A 17,795-nucleotide genomic window follows, 5' to 3' on the forward strand; every position below is an offset into this window, starting at 1 on the left:
CGGCCGGCGTTACGGGGCCGACCCAGTGTGCAAACACACGGACAAGTCTGTGCGAAGTGCCCGTGAGGCCCATGCGCGCCCGACGCCGTGTTTCGGGGGCCGCCACAGGGGGCTCATCCATGGGGGCCGAAGGTCAAAATAGGGGAGACCGAGGACGTCGGCTCGCGTCCCTGTGCCCAGCCGGACGAACCGCGGGGCGCGGGCGGCGCTACGAGACAAACCACCGCCGGCTCACCTGGATGCCGACCGCGAGCACAGTGCCCCACAGAAGGTGCGCCAGCAGGCTGTTCGGATTGAGGTTCGGGACCGGGGTCGCGATGCCGACGAGGTTAAGCCAGATCGGCATCACGAGTCCCGCCGCCACGAGCCATAGCACGGCCCCCCACACGGCCCCCACACCGGCCGTCCCGATCCAGGTTGTCCGCCACCACCGCGGCAGAAGGGTGAGGAGGCCGGCGTAGATGAGGGCAAAGACGAGACTGTGAAACTCGTGGGTCAGGACGCCGACGACGAGGCTCTTTGTGCCGTAGAGCGCGCCGATGACCGGCACGACGCCGGTGGTGACGTGCATGTACACCCCCATGACCACGCCCGCGATCAGCCCTGACAGGGCGGTGGCCCCGAGCCGGGCCGGCGCGACGCCCAGGAGGGGTGAATCTGCCGGGGCGGCGGACGCGCCTTCGGCGGACTCGGGGACGCGTTCGAGGGCGATCGACACGGTGGTTCCCGCGTCGGTCGCCTCTGTGTGGACGGATCCCCGAACCGTGTGGACGAACAGCCGCACGAGATACAACCCGAGCCCCGCCGTAGGGGCCCCCTGTTCCGAGATGGTCGTGCCGGTCTCCAGTGCTTCCCGGTTCTTGTCCGGCAGCCCGGGCCCCTCGTCGGACACAGAGATCGTCGCGGTGTCGGGGGTCGTGTCGAGGGCGACGGCCACGCGGGGGCCTCCACGCCGGCGTGCTCGGCCCCGTTTTTGAGCAACTGCCCCACCACGTCCGCCAGCCGGTGATTCGCGTACGCCGATAGGTCGGAGGGAAGCGATTGGGCCACGAATGTCGCGTCGGGGTGTCTCTCTCGTGCCTGCTGGAGGGCCGTCTCGACGGCTTCCGGGACGTCCACCGGCTGCCGCTCGGCCCCGGCGCCCGGCTCGGCGAGGTCGTGCACGCTTCCCATGACGGCCTCGATGGACTCGGCCTTTTCCAGAATGGCGTCCACCGACTCCAGTCCCGTGTCCGCACCGTCCCGCAGGAGCGGGGCGCTGCCTTTGATTACCGTGACGGCGTTCATCACCCGGTCGTGTAGCAGGCGATTCAGGATGACGAGCCGATTCTGACGGTTCAGGAGTTTGCGCTGGGCGGCTTTGGTTTGGGCGGCGTACACGCCGGTGAGGGCCCCGCCCACGCTGCCCCCGATCAGCACATTCGAGAAGATGCCGATCGTCCGGACGTCTTCGGCGAAGGAGGACGGGCCTCCGTAGACGGTCGCCACGATGAGCAGGCCGATCACGCCGGCCCCGAGCACCGTCCACTGCGCAATGGTGCGCACGTACCACGTCTCGAACGAGCCGATGGCGAGGGCCACACCGCACACCGACAACGACAGCCCGAGGACGAGGGGGACGATGCCCCCCACCACAAACGCCGTCGACGCCTCCGCGTGGGCGAACGTGATGGTGTAGCGGGTCATCACAAACCCCAAAAGTGCGATGACCAGCCCGCTAGGGGTGAATGTCCGATGCATGCTCTTGTGCGTGTGGCAGAAGACAACAGAAGCAACGACGCGGAACGTGTCTAGGCGACGCGGGGCCGGGGCGCAACCGATTCGTGCCACGTCCGGCTGCGCCCCGCTGCGTGCTGGTCGGAAAGAGAGGCCGCACACCGAACGAGGGGGGCGGTGTTGGCGGCCGGGCGACCGCGGCCTCGTTCCGGTGCTCTGGAGGCCCTCCGACCGGTGCCGACGAGGCATCTCTCCGTTCCGCTCGCCTCTGGTTATCGGCGGTCGGGGTGCGTGCCTTCAATGCGGCCCTGGGTCCGACGGGGGCCGTTCGAGGGGGCACACGCGGGCGACCGGGGGACGAATTCCGTTGACGGAGGCACCGAAGGGGCGAGAACACTCGGCGTGCGACCCTCCCCGATTCGGGGGCTTCCGGTGTGAACTCCGCCCGGTGCGTAACGCTGCCCTAAAAAAGCGCCCTAAGCACAGCCGTAGAGGGCTGCTCACCTCGCGTCTTCTCCGATGACCGATTCTCCGTCCGTGCAGCATCGATTGGTTTTCGCACTGGGTCTGGTGGGACTCTGGGTCGTTTCCGTTGCGCCGGGGGCGCGAGCGCAGTCGTCCCTCCCCCCGAACGCGCCGCCGGCCCTCCAGCAGTTCGACACGGCGTACTCGAAGCACAATATCGACCTCTCGACGCTGGTGTCGGGCGGGCCGCCGAAGGACGGCATCCCGTCGGTGGACGCCCCCGTCTTCGTATCGGTGCGGGAGGCGAGCAGGTGGGTGGCGCCGGAAGAGCCGGTGATCCTACTCGAACACAAGGGCACGGCCCGGGCCTATCCGCTTCAGATCCTCACGCACCACGAGATCGTGAACGACCGGATTGCGGGCACGCCGGTGGCCGTCACCTTCTGTCCGCTCTGCTACAGCGCCCTCGTGTTCGAGCGCACGCTCGACGGCGCGCCGGTCGAGCTTGGCGTTTCCGGCCTGCTCCGCAACTCGGACCTCGTGATGTACGACCGCAAGACCGAAACGCTATGGCAGCAGCTCACGGGGAAAGCGATCGTCGGCGACCTTGCGGGCCGGACGCTGACGCAGATTCCGTCGCAGATCGTCTCCTTCCGCCAGTTCAGCACCACCCATCCGGACGGAGCGGTGCTCTCGCGCGACACGGGGCACGACCGACCGTACGGCCGCAATCCGTACGCCGGCTACGACGACATCGACAATAAGCCCTTCGCCTACCGGGGCCCCACGGACGACCGCCTGCCCCCGATGGCGAAGGTCGTGGCCGTCACCATCGGCGACCGCTACAAGGCCTACCCGCACTCGAAAACCGAAAAGAAGCGTGTCCTTCACGACACGGTCGCCGGCCGGCCGCTGGCCGTGTTTCACGCCCCTGGCGCCGTCTCTGCGCTCGACGCGGCCGAGATCGCGGAGTCGAAAGAGACCGGCTCCACCGGCGTCTTCGACCGCCGCGTGGACGGGCGCACGCTCGCCTTCTCCTACGTGGACGATGGGCGCTTCGAGGACGAGGACACCGGAAGCACGTGGACGGTGACCGGCAGGGCGGTGGAGGGCCCGCTGGAGGGGACCCAGCTCGACCGCGTCCAGCACGGCGACTACTTCGCCTTCGCCTGGTTTGCCTTCCGTCCCGACGCTGCACTCTATGGGGCCGGAGGAAGCTCGTAGGCGTGTGTCTCCCCATCCCCGCGCACGGACTTTTGCAATCACCGACGCGTTTCCATGATGCCTCCTCGATCCACAGCTTGGCTGTCCATTGGAGTGCTCGCCGGCGTCCTCGTGCTCACGGGCTGCGACGTGGGAAGCGTCAGTGACAGTGGGGATGGGAACTCGGGCTTCAACCTCGACAGCTGTACCATTCCGACCGACCGGCTCGTGGACGGGGGCGTTCCTCGAGACGGAATTCCCTCCCTCGACGAATTTACGTCCGGAGACGATCGACTCGTCGAAAAAGACGCGAGTAGTGCCGGCTACCTCGAAGACGACACCCGCACGGGGTTCGAGTTTGCCGCCCGCGAGCTGGTGCAGGTGATCCCGACGGTGGGGTGGAGCGTGGGGCCGGGGGCCGTGCAGCTTGGGGCCCGCCTCCCGGTCCACGGCCAGTCGACCCGCTCGGGCCGTCTCCCCGCAAGCCCGACGGCTACCCTCGGGTATTTTCTGTCGTGGGACGACCCGCTCTGGAAATAACGACTGCGGGAGCGCTTCCATCTTAGACGGGCGTCCGGCGGGTGTTACGATTGACTGAAGAGGCCCCCGCACGCGGCCGAAAACTTGGAGCCGTCGCGGTCGCCCTGTACCTTGGGCACGTCCTCACCGTCTGTTCACATTCCCCGATTCATCATGCCCCGCTGGGACGACCTTGACCTTGAGACGGAGGGCACCGGCATCTCTACGCCCCTGAGCCGCCAGGTGAACCTGGTGGGCAGCATGCTTGGGCACATCGCGGAGGAGCAGGGCGGGACGGCCCTTTTCGGGCACGTCGAGGGGCTGCGCGCGCTCTGCAAGGCGGCGGAGCGGGAGGACGCCCCGGAGAAGCGGGAGGAGGCCGCGGAGCGGATCGCAACGCTCGACCAGGACACCCTGGAGCGGCTGCTGCACGTCTACACGACCTTCTTCCACCTCGTCAACCAGGCAGAGCAGCAGGAGATCATCCGCATCAACCGCGAGCGCGCCCGCCAGTCTGGCCCGTCGGCGTGGCCGCTGGGGCCGGGCGACGAGAACGGCTCGTCCGACGAGGCGGAGCCGCGCCCGCAGTCGATCGACGCGGCGGTGGCGGACCTGAAGGCGGAGGGCCACACGGCCGATGAGGTGGTGGCCTTCTTCCGGCAGCTCGACATTCAGCCCACCCTCACGGCCCACCCCACGGAGGCGCGCCGCCGTTCGGTGCTGCGCAAGGAGCAGCACATCGCCGACCTGCTCTCGACCCTGCGCCGCCCGGACGCCACGCCGGACGAGCGGGCCGAGACGCTGGACCGCCTCTACAGCCAGGTCGCGTTCCTCCTGGGCACCGATGAAGTGCGGGCCGAGCGGCCCACGGTGCGGGAGGAGGTGAAGCAGGGCCACCACTTCCTGCACGGATCCATCTGGGACACCATTCCTGCGATCCACCGCGACGTGCAGCAGGCCCTGCGCCGCCACTACGACACCACGGCCGAGCTGCCGGCCTTCCTGCAGTACCGCTCCTGGATCGGCAGCGACCGGGACGGCAACCCCAACGTGACGGCCGACGTGACGCGCTGGACCGTGGCCCGCCAGCGCCGCACCACGCTGGAGCACTACCTCGACGAGATCGACGAGCTGCGCGACGACCTGAGCATCTCCACGCGCCAGCTCACCGTGTCGGACGCGCTGCGGGCGTCGTTGGACGCGGACGCCGAGGCGATCGACCTGCCCGACGACGTGGAGCGTCGGTACCAGCGCGAGCCGTACCGCCTCAAGCTCTGCTACATTGAGAAACGCCTCCGCGGCCTGCTCGACCGGATCGACGCGACCGACGTGGCGGCGATGGCGGGCGCCTACACCGCCGACGACCTGCTCGCCGACCTCGACCTCATCGCCGAGAGCCTCCAGGGGCACGGCTTCGAGGACGCGGCGCAGAGCGGGCCGCTCCACCGCCTCCGCGCGCTGGTGAAAACGTTCGGGTTTCACCTTGCCGCCCTCGACGTGCGCCAGCACAGCGGGGTCCACGAGGACACGGTGGCCGCGTTGCTGGACGCGGGCGGCGTGGTGGACGATTACGGCGCCCTCTCTGAAGAGGACAAGCTGGCGGTGCTGTCCGAGGAGCTCCAGAACCCGCGTCCGCTGGTGAGCCGCCACGCGGGCCTGCCCCCCGACGCGGCGGAGCTGATGGAGGTGTTCGGCGTGATCCGGGCGATGCACGCGGTCGATCCCGACATCGTGGGCAGCTACGTGGTGAGCATGACCCACACCGTGAGCGACCTGTTGGAGCCAATGCTGCTGGCGAAGGAGGCGGGGCTCGGGGCGGTGGTCGACGGCAGCTACCGGTGCCCGCTCGACGTGGTGCCGCTCTTCGAGACGATCGAGGACCTCGACGCCGCCGACGACCGGATGGAGACGCTCTTTACGCACCCGGTGTACGCCGCGCAGCTGGAGGGGCGCGACGGCTTCCAGGAGATCATGCTGGGCTACTCCGACAGCAACAAGGACGGCGGCTACTGGATGGCCAACTGGGCGCTCCACAAGGCCATCCACGCGCTCGGGGTGGTGTGTGACGAACACGACGTGGACCTGCGTCTCTTCCACGGGCGCGGCGGCACCGTGGGGCGGGGCGGCGGCCACACCTCGCAGGCCATTCGGGCGCTCCCCCCCGTCGTGCACAACGGGCGCATCCGGATGACCGAGCAGGGCGAGATTATCTCGTTCCGCTACGCCCTGCCCGACATCGCGCGGCGCCACGTGGAGCAGATCGTGAACGCGACCCTCACGGCCACGGCCCGCGCCCAGAACACGTCGTCCGCGGAGTCCCCCTTGCTGGCCGACAAGGTGTCGATGGAGTCCGACGTGGTGGCCCTCATGGACCGCCTCGCCGAGGAGGGCATGGCCGCCTACCGCGAATTCATCGACGACCCCGAGGGGTGGCAGTGGTACACCGCGGCCACGCCCATCGAACACATCAGCCGCCTGCCCATCGCCTCGCGGCCCGTCTCCCGCGCCTCCGAGGGGGAGCAGGTCGAGTTCGAGAACCTGCGCGCCATTCCGTGGGTGTTCGCGTGGACGCAGACGCGCTACATCGCGCCGGGCTGGTACGGCACCGGCCAGGGCCTCGGCACCCTCCTGGAGGACGAGCCCGACGCCCGCGACACGCTGAAAGACCTGTACGAGCACTGGCCCTTCTTCCGGACCGTCCTCGACAGCGCCCAGCGCGAGATGGCCCGCGCGCCTCCCGATTGCCGAGCGGTACGACGCCCTCGCCGACGTGGACACGTCGTTTCACGCCCCCATCGTGGACGACTACGAGCGGGCCGAGGAGGCCATCCTCCAAATCACCGGTCAGGACGCCCTCTTTGACGGCAACCCGGTCCTCAAGAAGTCGATCGAGCTCCGCAACCCGTACACCGATGTGCTCAATCTCCTCCAGATTGAGCTCCTGAAACGCTACCGGGCCCGCACGGACGAAACGGAGCAGGAGACGCTCCGCGAGGCCATCTTCCTCAGCATCAACGGCGTCGCCGCCGCCATGCAGAGCACGGGTTGATTCCGGCTGCCGTCGTCAAGGGAGCAGTCGCGGGATGGAGGTTGCCGCCTTGGGTTGAAGGCCTCGCCTGCACGGGTGGGAGAAAGGGCGAGTGGGAGAGCGAAGGCGTGGGAGCACGGGAGTGGAGGGCACTGAGCTCCCAAGTAGGACCCCCTCTTCTCCCTTCCCTTTCCCTCTTCTCCCTTCCCCCTACCGGCGTACGCTTTGAGCACGGAACAAGTGCGCGGCCCCCGATCTACAAGCGGCCCATTTTCTTCGCCCATCGTCCGGCGTGCCATGGCCGATCCCGAATCGACGCCCGACACTGGTGCTGCTTCGCCCGTCCGGTACGGGACGGACGCGTTTGAGCGGGCCCTCCAGGCCCTCCACAGTGGCGAAGACGAGCCGTCTACGGCCCGCATTCTCTTCCACGGCGGCACGCGGGAGACGCGCCAGCAGGCCCTTGCGGCCCTCACCCGCCACACCACTGCCAATCTGCACCAGTTTCGGGTGCCGTCCCTGCTGAACGAGCAGCGCATGCAGACCCAGAACGCCCTGCGCAAGGCCTTCGACCACGCGGCCGAAGAGTCGGCGCTGCTCTACTTCGACGCCGCGGACGCCCTCTTCACGCACTCGCACGTCGACACGCCCGACGACGACGCGGAGCGGGCCGTCCCCTCCACCGTCGAGTACTTCTTTGATCGCGTGCTGGCCTACGGGCACGCGGTCGTGATCGCCCTCCAGACGCAGCGTCATGCGGACTGGGCGGAGGAGCACGTCCATCTCGTCGTCCGCTTCGAGTAGGAATGAGCGCAGTCCGGGGCGGCGGCGTGCACCCTCCCCTACGCGTCCGTTTCGTCCGGCGCTGGCCGGGGCAGGCGTACGACAAAGCGGCTGCCCACCCCTTTTTCGGTGTCGACGTCGATCGTGCCTTCCATCTGTGCGACGGCCTGTTTGGTGACGGCCAGTCCCAGGCCCGTTCCTTCGTACTCCCGTCCTTTGCCCTCCGAGGCCTGCTTGAACGCTTCGAAGAGGGTCGAAACCGCCGCCGGATCCATCCCCTGTCCGGTGTCCTCCACCTCCAGGACCGCCCGGTCCTCGGCCCTGCGGGCTCGGATCCAGACCCGTCCCCCGTCGCCGGTGTACTTGACCGCGTTCGACACCAGATTGCGCAGCACGATGCGCAGCGCGCCCTCGTCGGCCCGCGCCCAGAGGGGACCCGAGGGCACGTCCACCCGCAGGTCGATGCCGGCCTTTTCGGCCTGTTGTTCGAAGAGGGCCCCCGTCTCCGCAGCCTGCTCGGCCACGTTGAGCGGGGCACGGGCGAGCTCCATCTCCTCGGCCTCCAGCTTCGACAGGTTCAACACCGCGTCGAGCGTCTCGAGCAGGCGCCGTCCCCCCTTCTCAATGAGGCCCGCAAATCGGGACACGGTGGGGGCCGCTCCGCTCACCTCGTCCCCGATCGCCTCCGCGAATCCGATGATCGAGGTCAGGGGCGTGCGGATCTCGTGGCTCATGTTGGCCAGGAAGGCCGACTTCATTTCGTTGACCTGCTCGGCGGTCTCCTTCGCCTCACGCAGCTTTTGCTCCCGGCCCAGGCGGTCGAGCACCACAGCGGCGTAGGTCACCAGCATCTCGACGAGGCGCAGGTCAAATGGTTCGAACTCATTGCGTGACGCCTGTCCCATGAATACGATGCCGTGCTCGCCCATGGGCGTGCAGGCCATCGAGCGCAGGTCGCCGTACGCCACGTCGTTGTCGAGGGCCTCCACATCCTGAACCACCACCGTTTCCCCGGACTGGTACGCCCGGGCGCCGATGCTGTCCCCCTCAGCCGAGAGCGACTGGATCGTTGGCATCTGGCGGGGGGACGCGATCGTGCCTTCGACCGGGACGAGCCGGCCGTCCTCCGCGAAGTCGACGCCCGCCAGGGGATAGTCGAACACATCCCGGAGTACGTCCTGGATGCGGGTCGCGACCGCGGCGGGGGTGTCGGCCCCCAGAAGGCGGCGCGTGGCCTCGTAGAGCGATTCCAGCTTTTGCTGCCGGTCCCGCAGCGTCCGGGCCTGCTCTTTCTGCTCGGTGATGTCGGTGATGGCCCCGTCGTAGTACAGCACCTCGCCGTTTTTGTCGCGAACCGTGGTGGCGCTGGCGAGGCCGGTGAACGTTGATCCGTCTCTGCGCTCAAACACGACCTCCACCGCGTCTATGTGGCCCTTCTCTTTTGTGATGCGTCGAGTTTCCTGTCGGGCCTCGGGGGTGGCGTACAACTGAACCGGGTCAATCTGGAGGAGCGCCTCGACGCTCTCGTATCCGAACATCTCCACGAAGGCGTGATTGACGTACACAAGCCCTTCATTGGGCGTCGACCGGTAGATCCCGTCCGAGACGTTCTCGGTGATCGAGCGGAGCTGCTTCTCTCGTTCACGGAGGGCCTGCTCCATCTCCTTCTGCTCGGTGATGTCCCGAAACACCGTCTGCCCGGCCCTCTCCCCGTCAAACTCGATGGGGACCGTGTAGGTCTCGATGACGCGACGGGCTCCATCCACCCCGACGATCTCGAGTTCGCGGGGCGGAGTTGACGCCCGCTCCTGATAGACCGTCCGGAGGCGATTCTCGATGAGGTCCTGTTGCGTCCCGTCCGAGACCACGAATTCTTGGAGGGAGCGGCCAATCACGTCTTCGGGGGCCTCCGCCCCCACGATGGCGGCCCCCGCCGGGTTGACGTACCGAATCTCCCCGTCCACGGCGATGTGGAGCCCATCCTGGAGTTTCTCGACGAGGCGCCGCCACCGCTCGCGGCTCTGCCGGAGGCGTTTCTCCTGTCGCTTCCAGTCGGTGATGTTGGTGACGGCCCCGTCGTAGTACTGCACCGCCCCGTCGGGCCCCCGAACGGTCGTGGCGCTCAGCAGGCCCGTGAAGGTCGTCCCGTCCGTGCGCCGAAATTCGATCTTCGCCCCGTCGATCCCACCGTGCCGGTTGGACCGCCGAAGGACATCCGCCCGCCGACTCGAATCGGCGTAGAACTCAACCGGATCGGCCTCCAAAACCTTGTCGACGCTCTCGTACCCGAGCATGCCGGCGAGGGCCTCGTTGGCGTACACGAGGCCGTCGCCGGGCGTCGAGCGGTAGATGCCGTCCGAGATGTTTTCGGTAATGGACCCGAGCAGGGCGTCGCGGGCCTGGAGGGCCTCTTCGGTCTTCCGCTTTTCCTTCCGGAGTTGGCGCTCCTGTCTCTTGCGGTCGGTAATGTCGCGGCCCTCGGGAATCAGCATCGTAACCGACCCGTCCCCATCGGTAACCGGACGGATCGAGAAGTCGATCGTCCGCGTCTCGTCGGCCCCCTGGACGTCCGCCTCGTACCGCACAAACTCGCCCTCGGCTGCCTGTTCGACGGCGGCCCGGAGTTTCTGCTGCGTCTCTGGGCCCGTCTGCCACCAGTGCGTGTCCCAGAACGGCATTCCGACGACCTCCTCCCGCTCCAGCCCGCCAAACTCGAGGGCCGTGTCGTTGGCTTCAACGAGAATGCCGTCGGGCGTTAGCAGGCCGGTGAACTGATAGGTATGGTTGAAGATGGCCTCGTACTGCTGTCGGGCCCGGTCCCACGCGTCGGCCTGGCGGTGCAGCTCCAACTCGTTGACGAGCATCTCGGCAAGGCCCTCGAGCCGGTCGACGTCCGCGGGCGGCGGAGATTGGGCCTCGGTGTCCAGGACGCACAGCGATCCAATCCGGTGGCCCTGCGGGCCTACCAACGGGGCGCCGGCGTAGAAGTGAATCCCAGGGTCCCCCGCGACCCATGGGTGATCCGCGAGCCGGTCGTCGCGTGTGGCGTCCGTGACGACCGTCGCCCCGGGCGACCGCAGCGCCCGCGTGCAGAGGCGCGCCTTGGTCCCGTCGCCCTCGTCCTGGAGGCCCGCCTCCCGAAGCCCGTCGGCAACCACGACCCGCGGCTGCCCGTTTGCGTGGAGGGTGCCGATCCCCATTGGGGCCGCGAAGAGGCGGGTGGCGAGGTCCAGAACACGGCCAAGGGAGCGCTTGGGATCCACATCGGCCCCCGGATCGGCATAGACCGCCGCGGGCGCGTCTGTGTCTGGACCTCGGTCGGCGGGCTCTGAAAACGGGGGACGGGAGGACTGAGCGTTGGGAGGCTGGTCTGACTCCATGATGGAGCGTGCGCGAGAGCGTGCGTGGGCGAAACGAGGGCCGTTAGGCCCTTCGGGGCCAGGCCCGCCAAAGTGTCGAAGCCGACCGAATGCAGTGTACGTTCTAGACGAAAGAAACGACAAATTCCTCTTCTTTCAAAGCAGCAAGATCTGTTCCGAGGCGGGGTGCTGTGCCCGATTGCGGCACATCCCCGGGCCGCCCGTCTGCGTGCGCGACGTCGACCCGCTCTCCGAAGCGGGCGGGGCCCGAGTGCGGGCGGGAGGGCGGCGGCCCGCTCCATGTTGCTGCGCGCGGTACGCGGTTGGCCTTTCTCCACTCCATCTCCGAGCGGCCCCGTCGCGTGCGACGTCCTGAACTTCCGCAGTAAGCCGCGCACCACCGGTGAGTCATCTTGCCGAGGTCAGTTGGAGGAAAAGAGAAATCGGTTGCCCGTTTGGGTGTACGCTGTCGTCCCCGGCCTCTCCAAGAGGGGCACGACCGTAGAGTATTTCGAGTAGAAAGATGGAGGAGACACGGCGTCCAGTCATTTCGCACAAACAGCCCTCGCCCGCCAATGTCGCTCGTCCAGTCGTGGAGGTTGGGGGGCATGCTCATTCTGATGTCCTTGGGGGGCTGCACGGAGCCTCCGGACGGGGACGCCCCCGCGGCGGCCGACTCCATTGCTGCCGCGGCGCCCGGAACGGACGTGATCGTAGCGCCGCTCGACGCATCCGGGGACACGCTCCGCATGGGCAGGCCGACGCCCGCCACCACGCGGCCCGGCTACGACAACCAGCCGGCCTTTCTGCCGGACGGAAGTGGGCTCGTGTGGACGGCCATCCACGACGGACAGGCGGACGTGTACCGCAAGATTGAGGACGAAGGAGGTCCCGCGCCGGTGACCGACACCCCCGAGAGCGAGTTTTCCCCCACGCCCCGGCCCGGCGGCGCCCTGACGCTCGTCCGCGTCGAGGCCGACGGGCGGCAGCGCCTCTGGCGGTACCGGGCCGACGGCACCCCGGACGCTCCCGTTCTGCCCGACGCCGATTCGGTGGGCTACCACGCCTGGCTCGACAGCAGCCGCGTGGCGCTGTTCGTCCTCGGCGCCCCGCCGACGCTCCACGTAGCCAACGTGACGAGCGGCACCGACACGGTCGTGGCCCGCCGCATCGGCCGGTCGCTCCAGTCGGTGCCCGGACGGGCGGACGTGAGCTTCGTCCAGGTGGGGCCCGACTCGTCGGTTGCGATCCACCGGCTCGACGGCGCCTCCCTCACCACGCGTCGGCTGACGGAGGCGCCCACGAATGCCCCGACCGGCGACCACGCCTGGACGCCGGGTGGACACCTCCTGATGACGACCGAAGACTCACTCGTGGCGTGGCGCCGCGGCAGGGCAGACTGGCGCCCGGTGGCTGCGCTGGACACGGTGGACGCCTCGCGTCTCGCCGTGTCCCCGTCCGGCGACCGGCTGGCGATAGTGGTTGCAGAGTAGGGAGGCGGGGCGCGGGGCCGAAGAGAGGTTCTATCCGGGCCGCGTGTGCCCGACGCGATTGCCGGCGTTTCCGGAGACCGACGGTGCTAGGGCCCGGACGGAATCCCCTCATCGCCTACGTGTGCCCCTGTCGGCGGGCCAGGTCCGGCGGCCCGATAAGTCAGGGCGCAACTCCACACGAAGTCAGCCGTAGGGGCGACCTGACACGCACGCCGCTTCCGTCACCAGAAGATCCCGCGTCCATGCGAAGCAAAGGCGCCATTACCCTCGTCGTCCTCGTGGTTGTCCTCGGCTTCGTCGGCTGCGGGGCCACGAGCTCGTACAACAGCCTCGTCCAGAGCGACGAGCAGGTGCGGGAGGCGTGGTCCAACCTGCAGGCGACCTACCAGCGGCGGGCCGACCTCATCCCCAACCTCGTAGAGACGGTGCAGGGCGCCGCCGACTTTGAGCAGGAGACGCTGCAGTCGGTGACGGAGGCGCGGGCGAAGGCCACCTCCGTCCAGGTGAGCGCCGAGGACCTCGACAACCCCCAGCGGCTCCGCCAATTCCAGGAGGCCCAGTCGGCCCTCGGCAAGTCGCTCGGGCGGCTGCTGGCCGTCTCCGAGAACTACCCGAAGCTGCAGGCCACGCAGAGCTTTAGCGACCTGCAGGCCCAGCTGGAGGGCACGGAGAACCGCATCACGGTGGCGCGGCGCGACTACAACAGCACCGTGCGCCGGTACAACACGCAGGTGCGCTCCTTCCCGACCGTGGTGTTCGCGGGCCTCATGGGCTTTGCGCCGAAAACGCCATTCGAGGCGGAGGCGGGGGCCGAGCAGGCGCCGGACGTGGATTTTAACAGTGACTCGTGAAGCATGAAACGTGAGGCCGAAGGGGATCCGCACCCGTGGGTCGAGTTCGGCATCACGCCGTCACGTCTCGCGGGGCCCTGAGCACAACGTTTCGCCCGAGACTTCTCACCCGGTTCGATTTGGCCTGTGCCGTCTCGTTCCCGCAACATTCTGCTTCTCCTCGCCGCGCTCGGGCTGCTTGCCGCGGCGTGGGCGTCGCCGGCCGTGGCGCAGCGCTACGACTTTCCGCCGAAGCCGAGCGGGCCGGTGCTGGACCAGGGCAACATGCTCTCCGGCGGGGAGGAGCGGGCGCTCGCCCGCAAGCTGGCGGCGTACGCGGACACCTCGTCGACCGCCGTGGTGGTGGCGACCCTCTCCTCCCTCAACGGCGCGCCCGTGGACGACTACGCCATCTCACTGGGGCGCGACTGGGGCGTGGGGCAGGAAGGCAAGGACAACGGCGTGGTGGTGCTCGTCTCGAAGAACGACCGCAAGATGTTCATCGCCACGGGCTACGGCGTGGAGGGGGCCCTCCCGGACGCCATCGCCAACCGGATTGTGGAGCGCGTCATCACCCCCGCGTTCCGGAACGGGGACTTCTACGCCGGGCTCGATCGGGGCACCGACGCCATCATCCGGGCCACCGCGGGGGAGTACACCGCCACGGAGGAGGCCGTTGCGTCCTCCTCCGACGACGGCGGGGTCTCGACGACGCTCATCTACATCTTCCTGATCTTTGCCTACTTCATCGGCAGCTCGCTCTGGCGCGGGGGCGGGGGCAACAAGAAAGGAGCGAAGACGTCCACCCGCCGCCGCGGCGACCTGCCGATCTTCATCTGGGGCGGCGGGGGCTCGCACGGCGGCGGGGGCTTCGGAGGGGGCGGCAGCGTTGGCGGCGGGGGCGGCTTCGGCGGCTTTGGGGGCGGGAGCTTCGGCGGGGGCGGCGCCGGGGGATCATGGTGAGGTGGGAACCGTGATCCGTGACCTCTTTCCCTCACGCGTCACTCTTCACGCGTCCCGCCGCCCTCCACCCGGCCGTCCGGTTGGGAAGCGCTACATTCGACACACGTCACCGCACAGCTTTGACCATGAGTGCCGACCGCCTGGAGCAACTGAAAACCTTCCACGAGGAAGACCCCGAGGACCCGTTCACGCGATACGCCCTCGCGCAGGAGCACCTGAAGCACGACAACGCCTCGCGGGCCCTTGCCCTGTTTGAGGAGCTCGTGGAGACGGACCCCGACTACGTGGGCACGTACTACCACCTCGGCAAGCTCTACGAGCGCCTCGACCGCACCGACGATGCGATCGACACGTACGCGCAGGGCATCGAGGTGGCCCGCGAGGAGGGCACCCAGAAAGACCTGTCGGAGCTCCAGGACGCGAAGCTGAAGGCCGAAGGCGTTGGATTCGACTGACCGTCCCGCCCGCCGATGCGCACCGCCGTTCTCACGTTGGGCGTTCTACTGACCCTGGCCGGCACGGCGCCGGCCGGCCACGCCCAGGCCCCGTCCGACTCGACCTACACAGTGCAGTCCGGCGACACGCTGTACAGCATCGCCCAGCGAGCGGGCGTGTCGGTGGCGGCCCTGCAGCGGTGGAATGACCTGGAGGGCACGGCGCTGCAGATTGGGCAGACGCTCCGCCTCCGGCCGCCCCGACCCGAGGACAGAACAGAAGCATCCGCCGACACGACCGAGGCCCGGCCGGATTCTACCGCCGCGGACTCGCCTCTCCCAGACACTGCCGTTTCCGACACTGCCGTTTCCGACACTGCCGTTTCCGACACTGCCGTTTCCGACACCGTCGTCGCGGACACCACTGTCTCGGACACGGTGGCCATGGGCACTTCCGATCCAGACAGCCCCGCGGTGGACTCCGTGACGGCCCCGCCGGTGTACGGGCGGCACGTGGCGGCGGACGGCGACACGTTTGTGACCCTCGCGCTTCGCCTCGGCACCACGGCGGACACGCTTTCCGCCCTGAACGACCGCACGGCGGCCCCCCTCGCGGCGGGAGAGACGCTCCGGCTTCCCAAGCGGTTTGCCCCGCCGGCCCACGTGGTGGCGTCGGGGGAGACCCTCTACAGCATTGCGGGAGAGTACGGGGTGAGCGCCCGGGCCCTCCGGACGGCCAACGGCCTCGACACGACCGCGCTGGAGCCGGGGCGACGCCTTCGCCTGCCGGGCCGGACGGCCCCTGAGGTGCCGCCCCCGGCGACTGGGCCGCGCCCGACTCGACGGGGGCCGTCGCCGTCTACCCGGACGCGTTCGCCGGGCGCCTCACGGCCAGCGGCACGCCGTACGATCCCGACGCCCTCGTGGTGAGTCATCCGTCGCTCCCGTACGACTCCGTCGTGCTCCTCTCCCGCCCGGATGTAGGCCGCCACACCTTTGCCCGCGTCCTCGACCGCGGGCCGATCGAGGCGGGGACGCTGCTCGACGTGTCGGCGGCCGTGGCGGACCGGCTCGGCATCGACGCCGACGCGACGCCGACCGTGGCGCTGCGAGTCGTGTGGGTGGAGGGGCGTCCGGAATGAGTCGTGAAACGTGAAGCGTGATCTGCGACGTAAGGGAGTAATTTACGTATCACTCCTCACGTGTCACGCGTTTAGCCCTATACCCTCGGCTCCTCGTTCGCCTTCCTGTCGTCTATGCCTTGTCGCACCGCCGCCTGGCACACGTACCACCGGGCCACCCGCTCGGCCACGTACGGCTTCCTCAGCGCCCTGCCGCTCTTTGTGCTCTACGAGACGACGATTGTGCTCGTGAACCTCGACGCCACCCGCCCGGTGCGGGTCGAGGCGGGCGTGTGGATCAAGGAGCTGCTCATGATGACCGGGGCGTCCGGCGGGCTGGGCCTCGCGCTCCTGGTGGCGGGCGGGGGCCTTGCCGCGTACCTGCTGGACCGAGACCGCGACATTCCGCTGCGGTCGCGCTACTTTGTCGGGCTTATGGGCGAGAGCGCGGCGTACGCGGTCGGCGTGGCCCTCGTCGTCTCGTCGGCCGTCGGGGCCCTCTTCGCCGCGATCCCGCCCGCCGACGGGGCGCTCTGGACGCAGCTGGCCCTCTCCATCGGCGCGGGCCTCTACGAAGAGCTGGTCTTCCGGGTGCTGCTCGTGGGGGGGCTGGCCGCCCTCCTCGGGACGCTCATGGAATCGTCCCCCGCGGCCTACGTCCTCGCGGCCGGGGTCGGGGCCGCGCTGTTTAGCCTCGCCCACTACGTCGGGCCCCTGGGCGACCCATTTGCGCTGCCGTCGTTTGCCTTTCGGTTCCTCTTCGGCCTGGCCCTCAACGCCCTCTTCCTCGCCCGCGGCTTCGGCATTGCCGCCTGGACCCACGCGCTCTACGACGTGATGGTGGTGACGGGAATGCTTGGGTAGCGCGTATTGCGTGGTGCGTATTGCGTGATCAATGACGAAACCGCTCCGCGATACGAAACACGCAATACGCTTTACAAGAACGTCTGACATCCCGGCAGGGGTGAGGACCGCGGCACGGCCCTTGTGCATATAAAAAATGGAGTTCAACCAGCCACCAACGCTCCCATAGCGATCCAGATCTAGTATGAACACCTTTCGCACCACCGCGCTCATGGCGGTCATGATCGTGCTCTTTGCCCTCATCGGGCAGGCACTCGGGGGCACGGGCGGCATGCTGCTCGCCTTCCTGATTGCCGTGGGCATGAACGGCGTCAGCTACTGGTACAGCAGCTCCATCGTGCTCCGCATGTACGGGGCCGAAGAGGTGAGCCGCGCCGAGGCGCCGGAGCTGCACGACCTCGTGGATCGCCTGCGCCGGCGGGCCGACCTGCCGATGCCGAAGGTCTGCATCATCCCGCAGGACCAGCCCAACGCCTTCGCCACCGGCCGCAACCCCGACAACGCCGTGGTGGCGGTCACAAAGGGCATTATGGACGTGCTCGACCGTGACGAGTTGGCGGGCGTGATTGCTCACGAGCTGGCCCACATCAAGAACCGCGACATGCTGACGTCCACCGTCGCCGCGACGCTGGCCGGGGCGATCACGATGCTGTCCCGGTTCGCCCTCTTCTTCGGCGGCCGCGACAACAATTTCCTCGTGTCGCTCCTCATGATGATCCTCGCCCCGATGGCGGCGATGCTCATCCAGTCGGCGATCTCTCGCAGCCGCGAGTACGCCGCCGACCGGGAGGGGGCCGAGATCGCGAAAAACCCCCTCGGCCTCGCCAGCGCCCTGCGCAGCATGGAGCGGGCCGCGGAGCACCGGTCCATGCCGGCCAATCAGACGACCTCGCACATGTTCATCGTAAACCCCTTCAGCGGCGGCCTGAGTGGCATCAAGCGGCTCTTCTCCACCCACCCGCCCACGGAGGAGCGCATCGCCCGCCTCGAAGAAATGGCCGGTCGCGCCCAGTGAAC

At 68.5% G+C, this 17,795-nt stretch carries 16 protein-coding genes and 1 pseudogene; 15 read left to right on the top strand and 2 right to left on the bottom strand.

Annotated features, from left to right (window positions below):
- Nucleotides 1-208 precede the first annotated feature (208 nt).
- Nucleotides 209-937: an ATP-binding protein gene (locus tag OJA40_RS08535; RefSeq protein WP_263810319.1), complete on the bottom strand. Its 729-nt coding sequence runs from the start codon at nt 935-937 to the stop codon at nt 209-211.
- A gap of 128 nt (nt 938-1,065) precedes the next feature.
- Between OJA40_RS08535 and OJA40_RS08540 the strand changes: the two genes are divergently transcribed.
- The 7 genes from OJA40_RS08540 (at nt 1,066) to OJA40_RS08570 (ending at nt 7,735) form a co-directional block, all read left to right on the top strand.
- A complete protein-coding gene (locus OJA40_RS08540) occupies nt 1,066-1,302 on the top strand; it encodes a hypothetical protein (RefSeq protein ID WP_263809393.1) in 237 nt (78 codons plus the stop codon).
- 187 nt (nt 1,303-1,489) lie between these two features.
- On the top strand, nt 1,490-1,678 hold the full coding sequence (locus OJA40_RS08545) for a hypothetical protein (RefSeq protein ID WP_263809392.1): 189 nt from the start codon (nt 1,490-1,492) through the stop codon (nt 1,676-1,678).
- Nucleotides 1,679-2,235: 557 nt separating this feature from the next.
- Nucleotides 2,236-3,405 carry a DUF3179 domain-containing protein gene (locus OJA40_RS08550; RefSeq protein ID WP_263810320.1) on the top strand — a complete coding sequence of 390 codons (1,170 nt, stop codon included), beginning with the start codon at nt 2,236-2,238 and terminating at the stop codon, nt 3,403-3,405.
- A 54-nt stretch (nt 3,406-3,459) separates the two neighbouring features.
- Nucleotides 3,460-3,924: a hypothetical protein gene (locus OJA40_RS08555; protein ID WP_263809390.1), complete on the top strand. Its 465-nt coding sequence runs from the start codon at nt 3,460-3,462 to the stop codon at nt 3,922-3,924.
- 153 nt (nt 3,925-4,077) lie between these two features.
- Nucleotides 4,078-6,765, top strand: a complete 2,688-nt coding sequence (locus OJA40_RS08560; protein ID WP_263810321.1) for a phosphoenolpyruvate carboxylase — start codon at nt 4,078-4,080, stop codon at nt 6,763-6,765.
- Complete coding sequence (locus OJA40_RS08565; protein ID WP_263810322.1) at nt 6,674-6,952, top strand: phosphoenolpyruvate carboxylase; 279 nt, start codon at nt 6,674-6,676, stop codon at nt 6,950-6,952. The genes OJA40_RS08560 and OJA40_RS08565 overlap by 92 nt, the downstream gene beginning before the upstream one ends.
- Before the next feature lie 276 nt (nt 6,953-7,228).
- Nucleotides 7,229-7,735 (top strand): AAA family ATPase, encoded by a 507-nt coding sequence (locus OJA40_RS08570; protein ID WP_263810323.1) that lies wholly within the window; start codon nt 7,229-7,231, stop codon nt 7,733-7,735.
- Between the two features lie 38 nt (nt 7,736-7,773).
- Here the strand turns inward: OJA40_RS08570 and OJA40_RS08575 are convergent, their stop codons facing one another.
- The gene (locus tag OJA40_RS08575) at nt 7,774-10,977 is read right to left on the bottom strand and encodes a PAS domain S-box protein (RefSeq protein ID WP_263810325.1); all 3,204 of its coding nucleotides are present in this window, start codon (nt 10,975-10,977) and stop codon (nt 7,774-7,776) included.
- Nucleotides 10,978-11,648: 671 nt separating this feature from the next.
- Between OJA40_RS08575 and OJA40_RS08580 the strand changes: the two genes are divergently transcribed.
- From OJA40_RS08580 to htpX, 8 genes and pseudogenes are all read left to right on the top strand, one after another.
- The gene (locus OJA40_RS08580; RefSeq protein WP_263810326.1) at nt 11,649-12,566 is read left to right on the top strand and encodes a TolB family protein; all 918 of its coding nucleotides are present in this window, start codon (nt 11,649-11,651) and stop codon (nt 12,564-12,566) included.
- A gap of 242 nt (nt 12,567-12,808) precedes the next feature.
- Nucleotides 12,809-13,417, top strand: coding sequence for a LemA family protein (locus OJA40_RS08585; protein WP_208426416.1), 609 nt, complete (start codon nt 12,809-12,811; stop codon nt 13,415-13,417).
- A 126-nt stretch (nt 13,418-13,543) separates the two neighbouring features.
- Complete coding sequence (locus tag OJA40_RS08590) at nt 13,544-14,359, top strand: TPM domain-containing protein (RefSeq protein ID WP_263810327.1); 816 nt, start codon at nt 13,544-13,546, stop codon at nt 14,357-14,359.
- Between the two features lie 125 nt (nt 14,360-14,484).
- Nucleotides 14,485-14,814, top strand: a complete 330-nt coding sequence (locus tag OJA40_RS08595) for a tetratricopeptide repeat protein (RefSeq protein WP_043551686.1) — start codon at nt 14,485-14,487, stop codon at nt 14,812-14,814.
- A 15-nt stretch (nt 14,815-14,829) separates the two neighbouring features.
- Nucleotides 14,830-15,723, top strand: a complete 894-nt coding sequence (locus OJA40_RS08600) for a LysM peptidoglycan-binding domain-containing protein (protein WP_263810330.1) — start codon at nt 14,830-14,832, stop codon at nt 15,721-15,723.
- Nucleotides 15,699-15,935 (top strand): annotated as a pseudogene (locus OJA40_RS08605) (LysM peptidoglycan-binding domain-containing protein); the annotation flags it as partial. The gene OJA40_RS08600 and the pseudogene OJA40_RS08605, both read left to right, overlap by 25 nt.
- Nucleotides 15,936-16,049: 114 nt before the next feature.
- On the top strand, nt 16,050-16,778 hold the full coding sequence (locus OJA40_RS08610; RefSeq protein WP_263810332.1) for a CPBP family glutamic-type intramembrane protease: 729 nt from the start codon (nt 16,050-16,052) through the stop codon (nt 16,776-16,778).
- Nucleotides 16,779-16,962: 184 nt separating this feature from the next.
- Nucleotides 16,963-17,793 carry a zinc metalloprotease HtpX gene (gene htpX, locus OJA40_RS08615; RefSeq protein ID WP_118837920.1) on the top strand — a complete coding sequence of 277 codons (831 nt, stop codon included), beginning with the start codon at nt 16,963-16,965 and terminating at the stop codon, nt 17,791-17,793.
- Nucleotides 17,794-17,795 lie beyond the last annotated feature (2 nt).

Source organism: Salinibacter pepae (assembly GCF_947077775.1).
GTDB classification, from domain to species: Bacteria; Bacteroidota; Rhodothermia; order Rhodothermales; family Salinibacteraceae; genus Salinibacter; species Salinibacter pepae.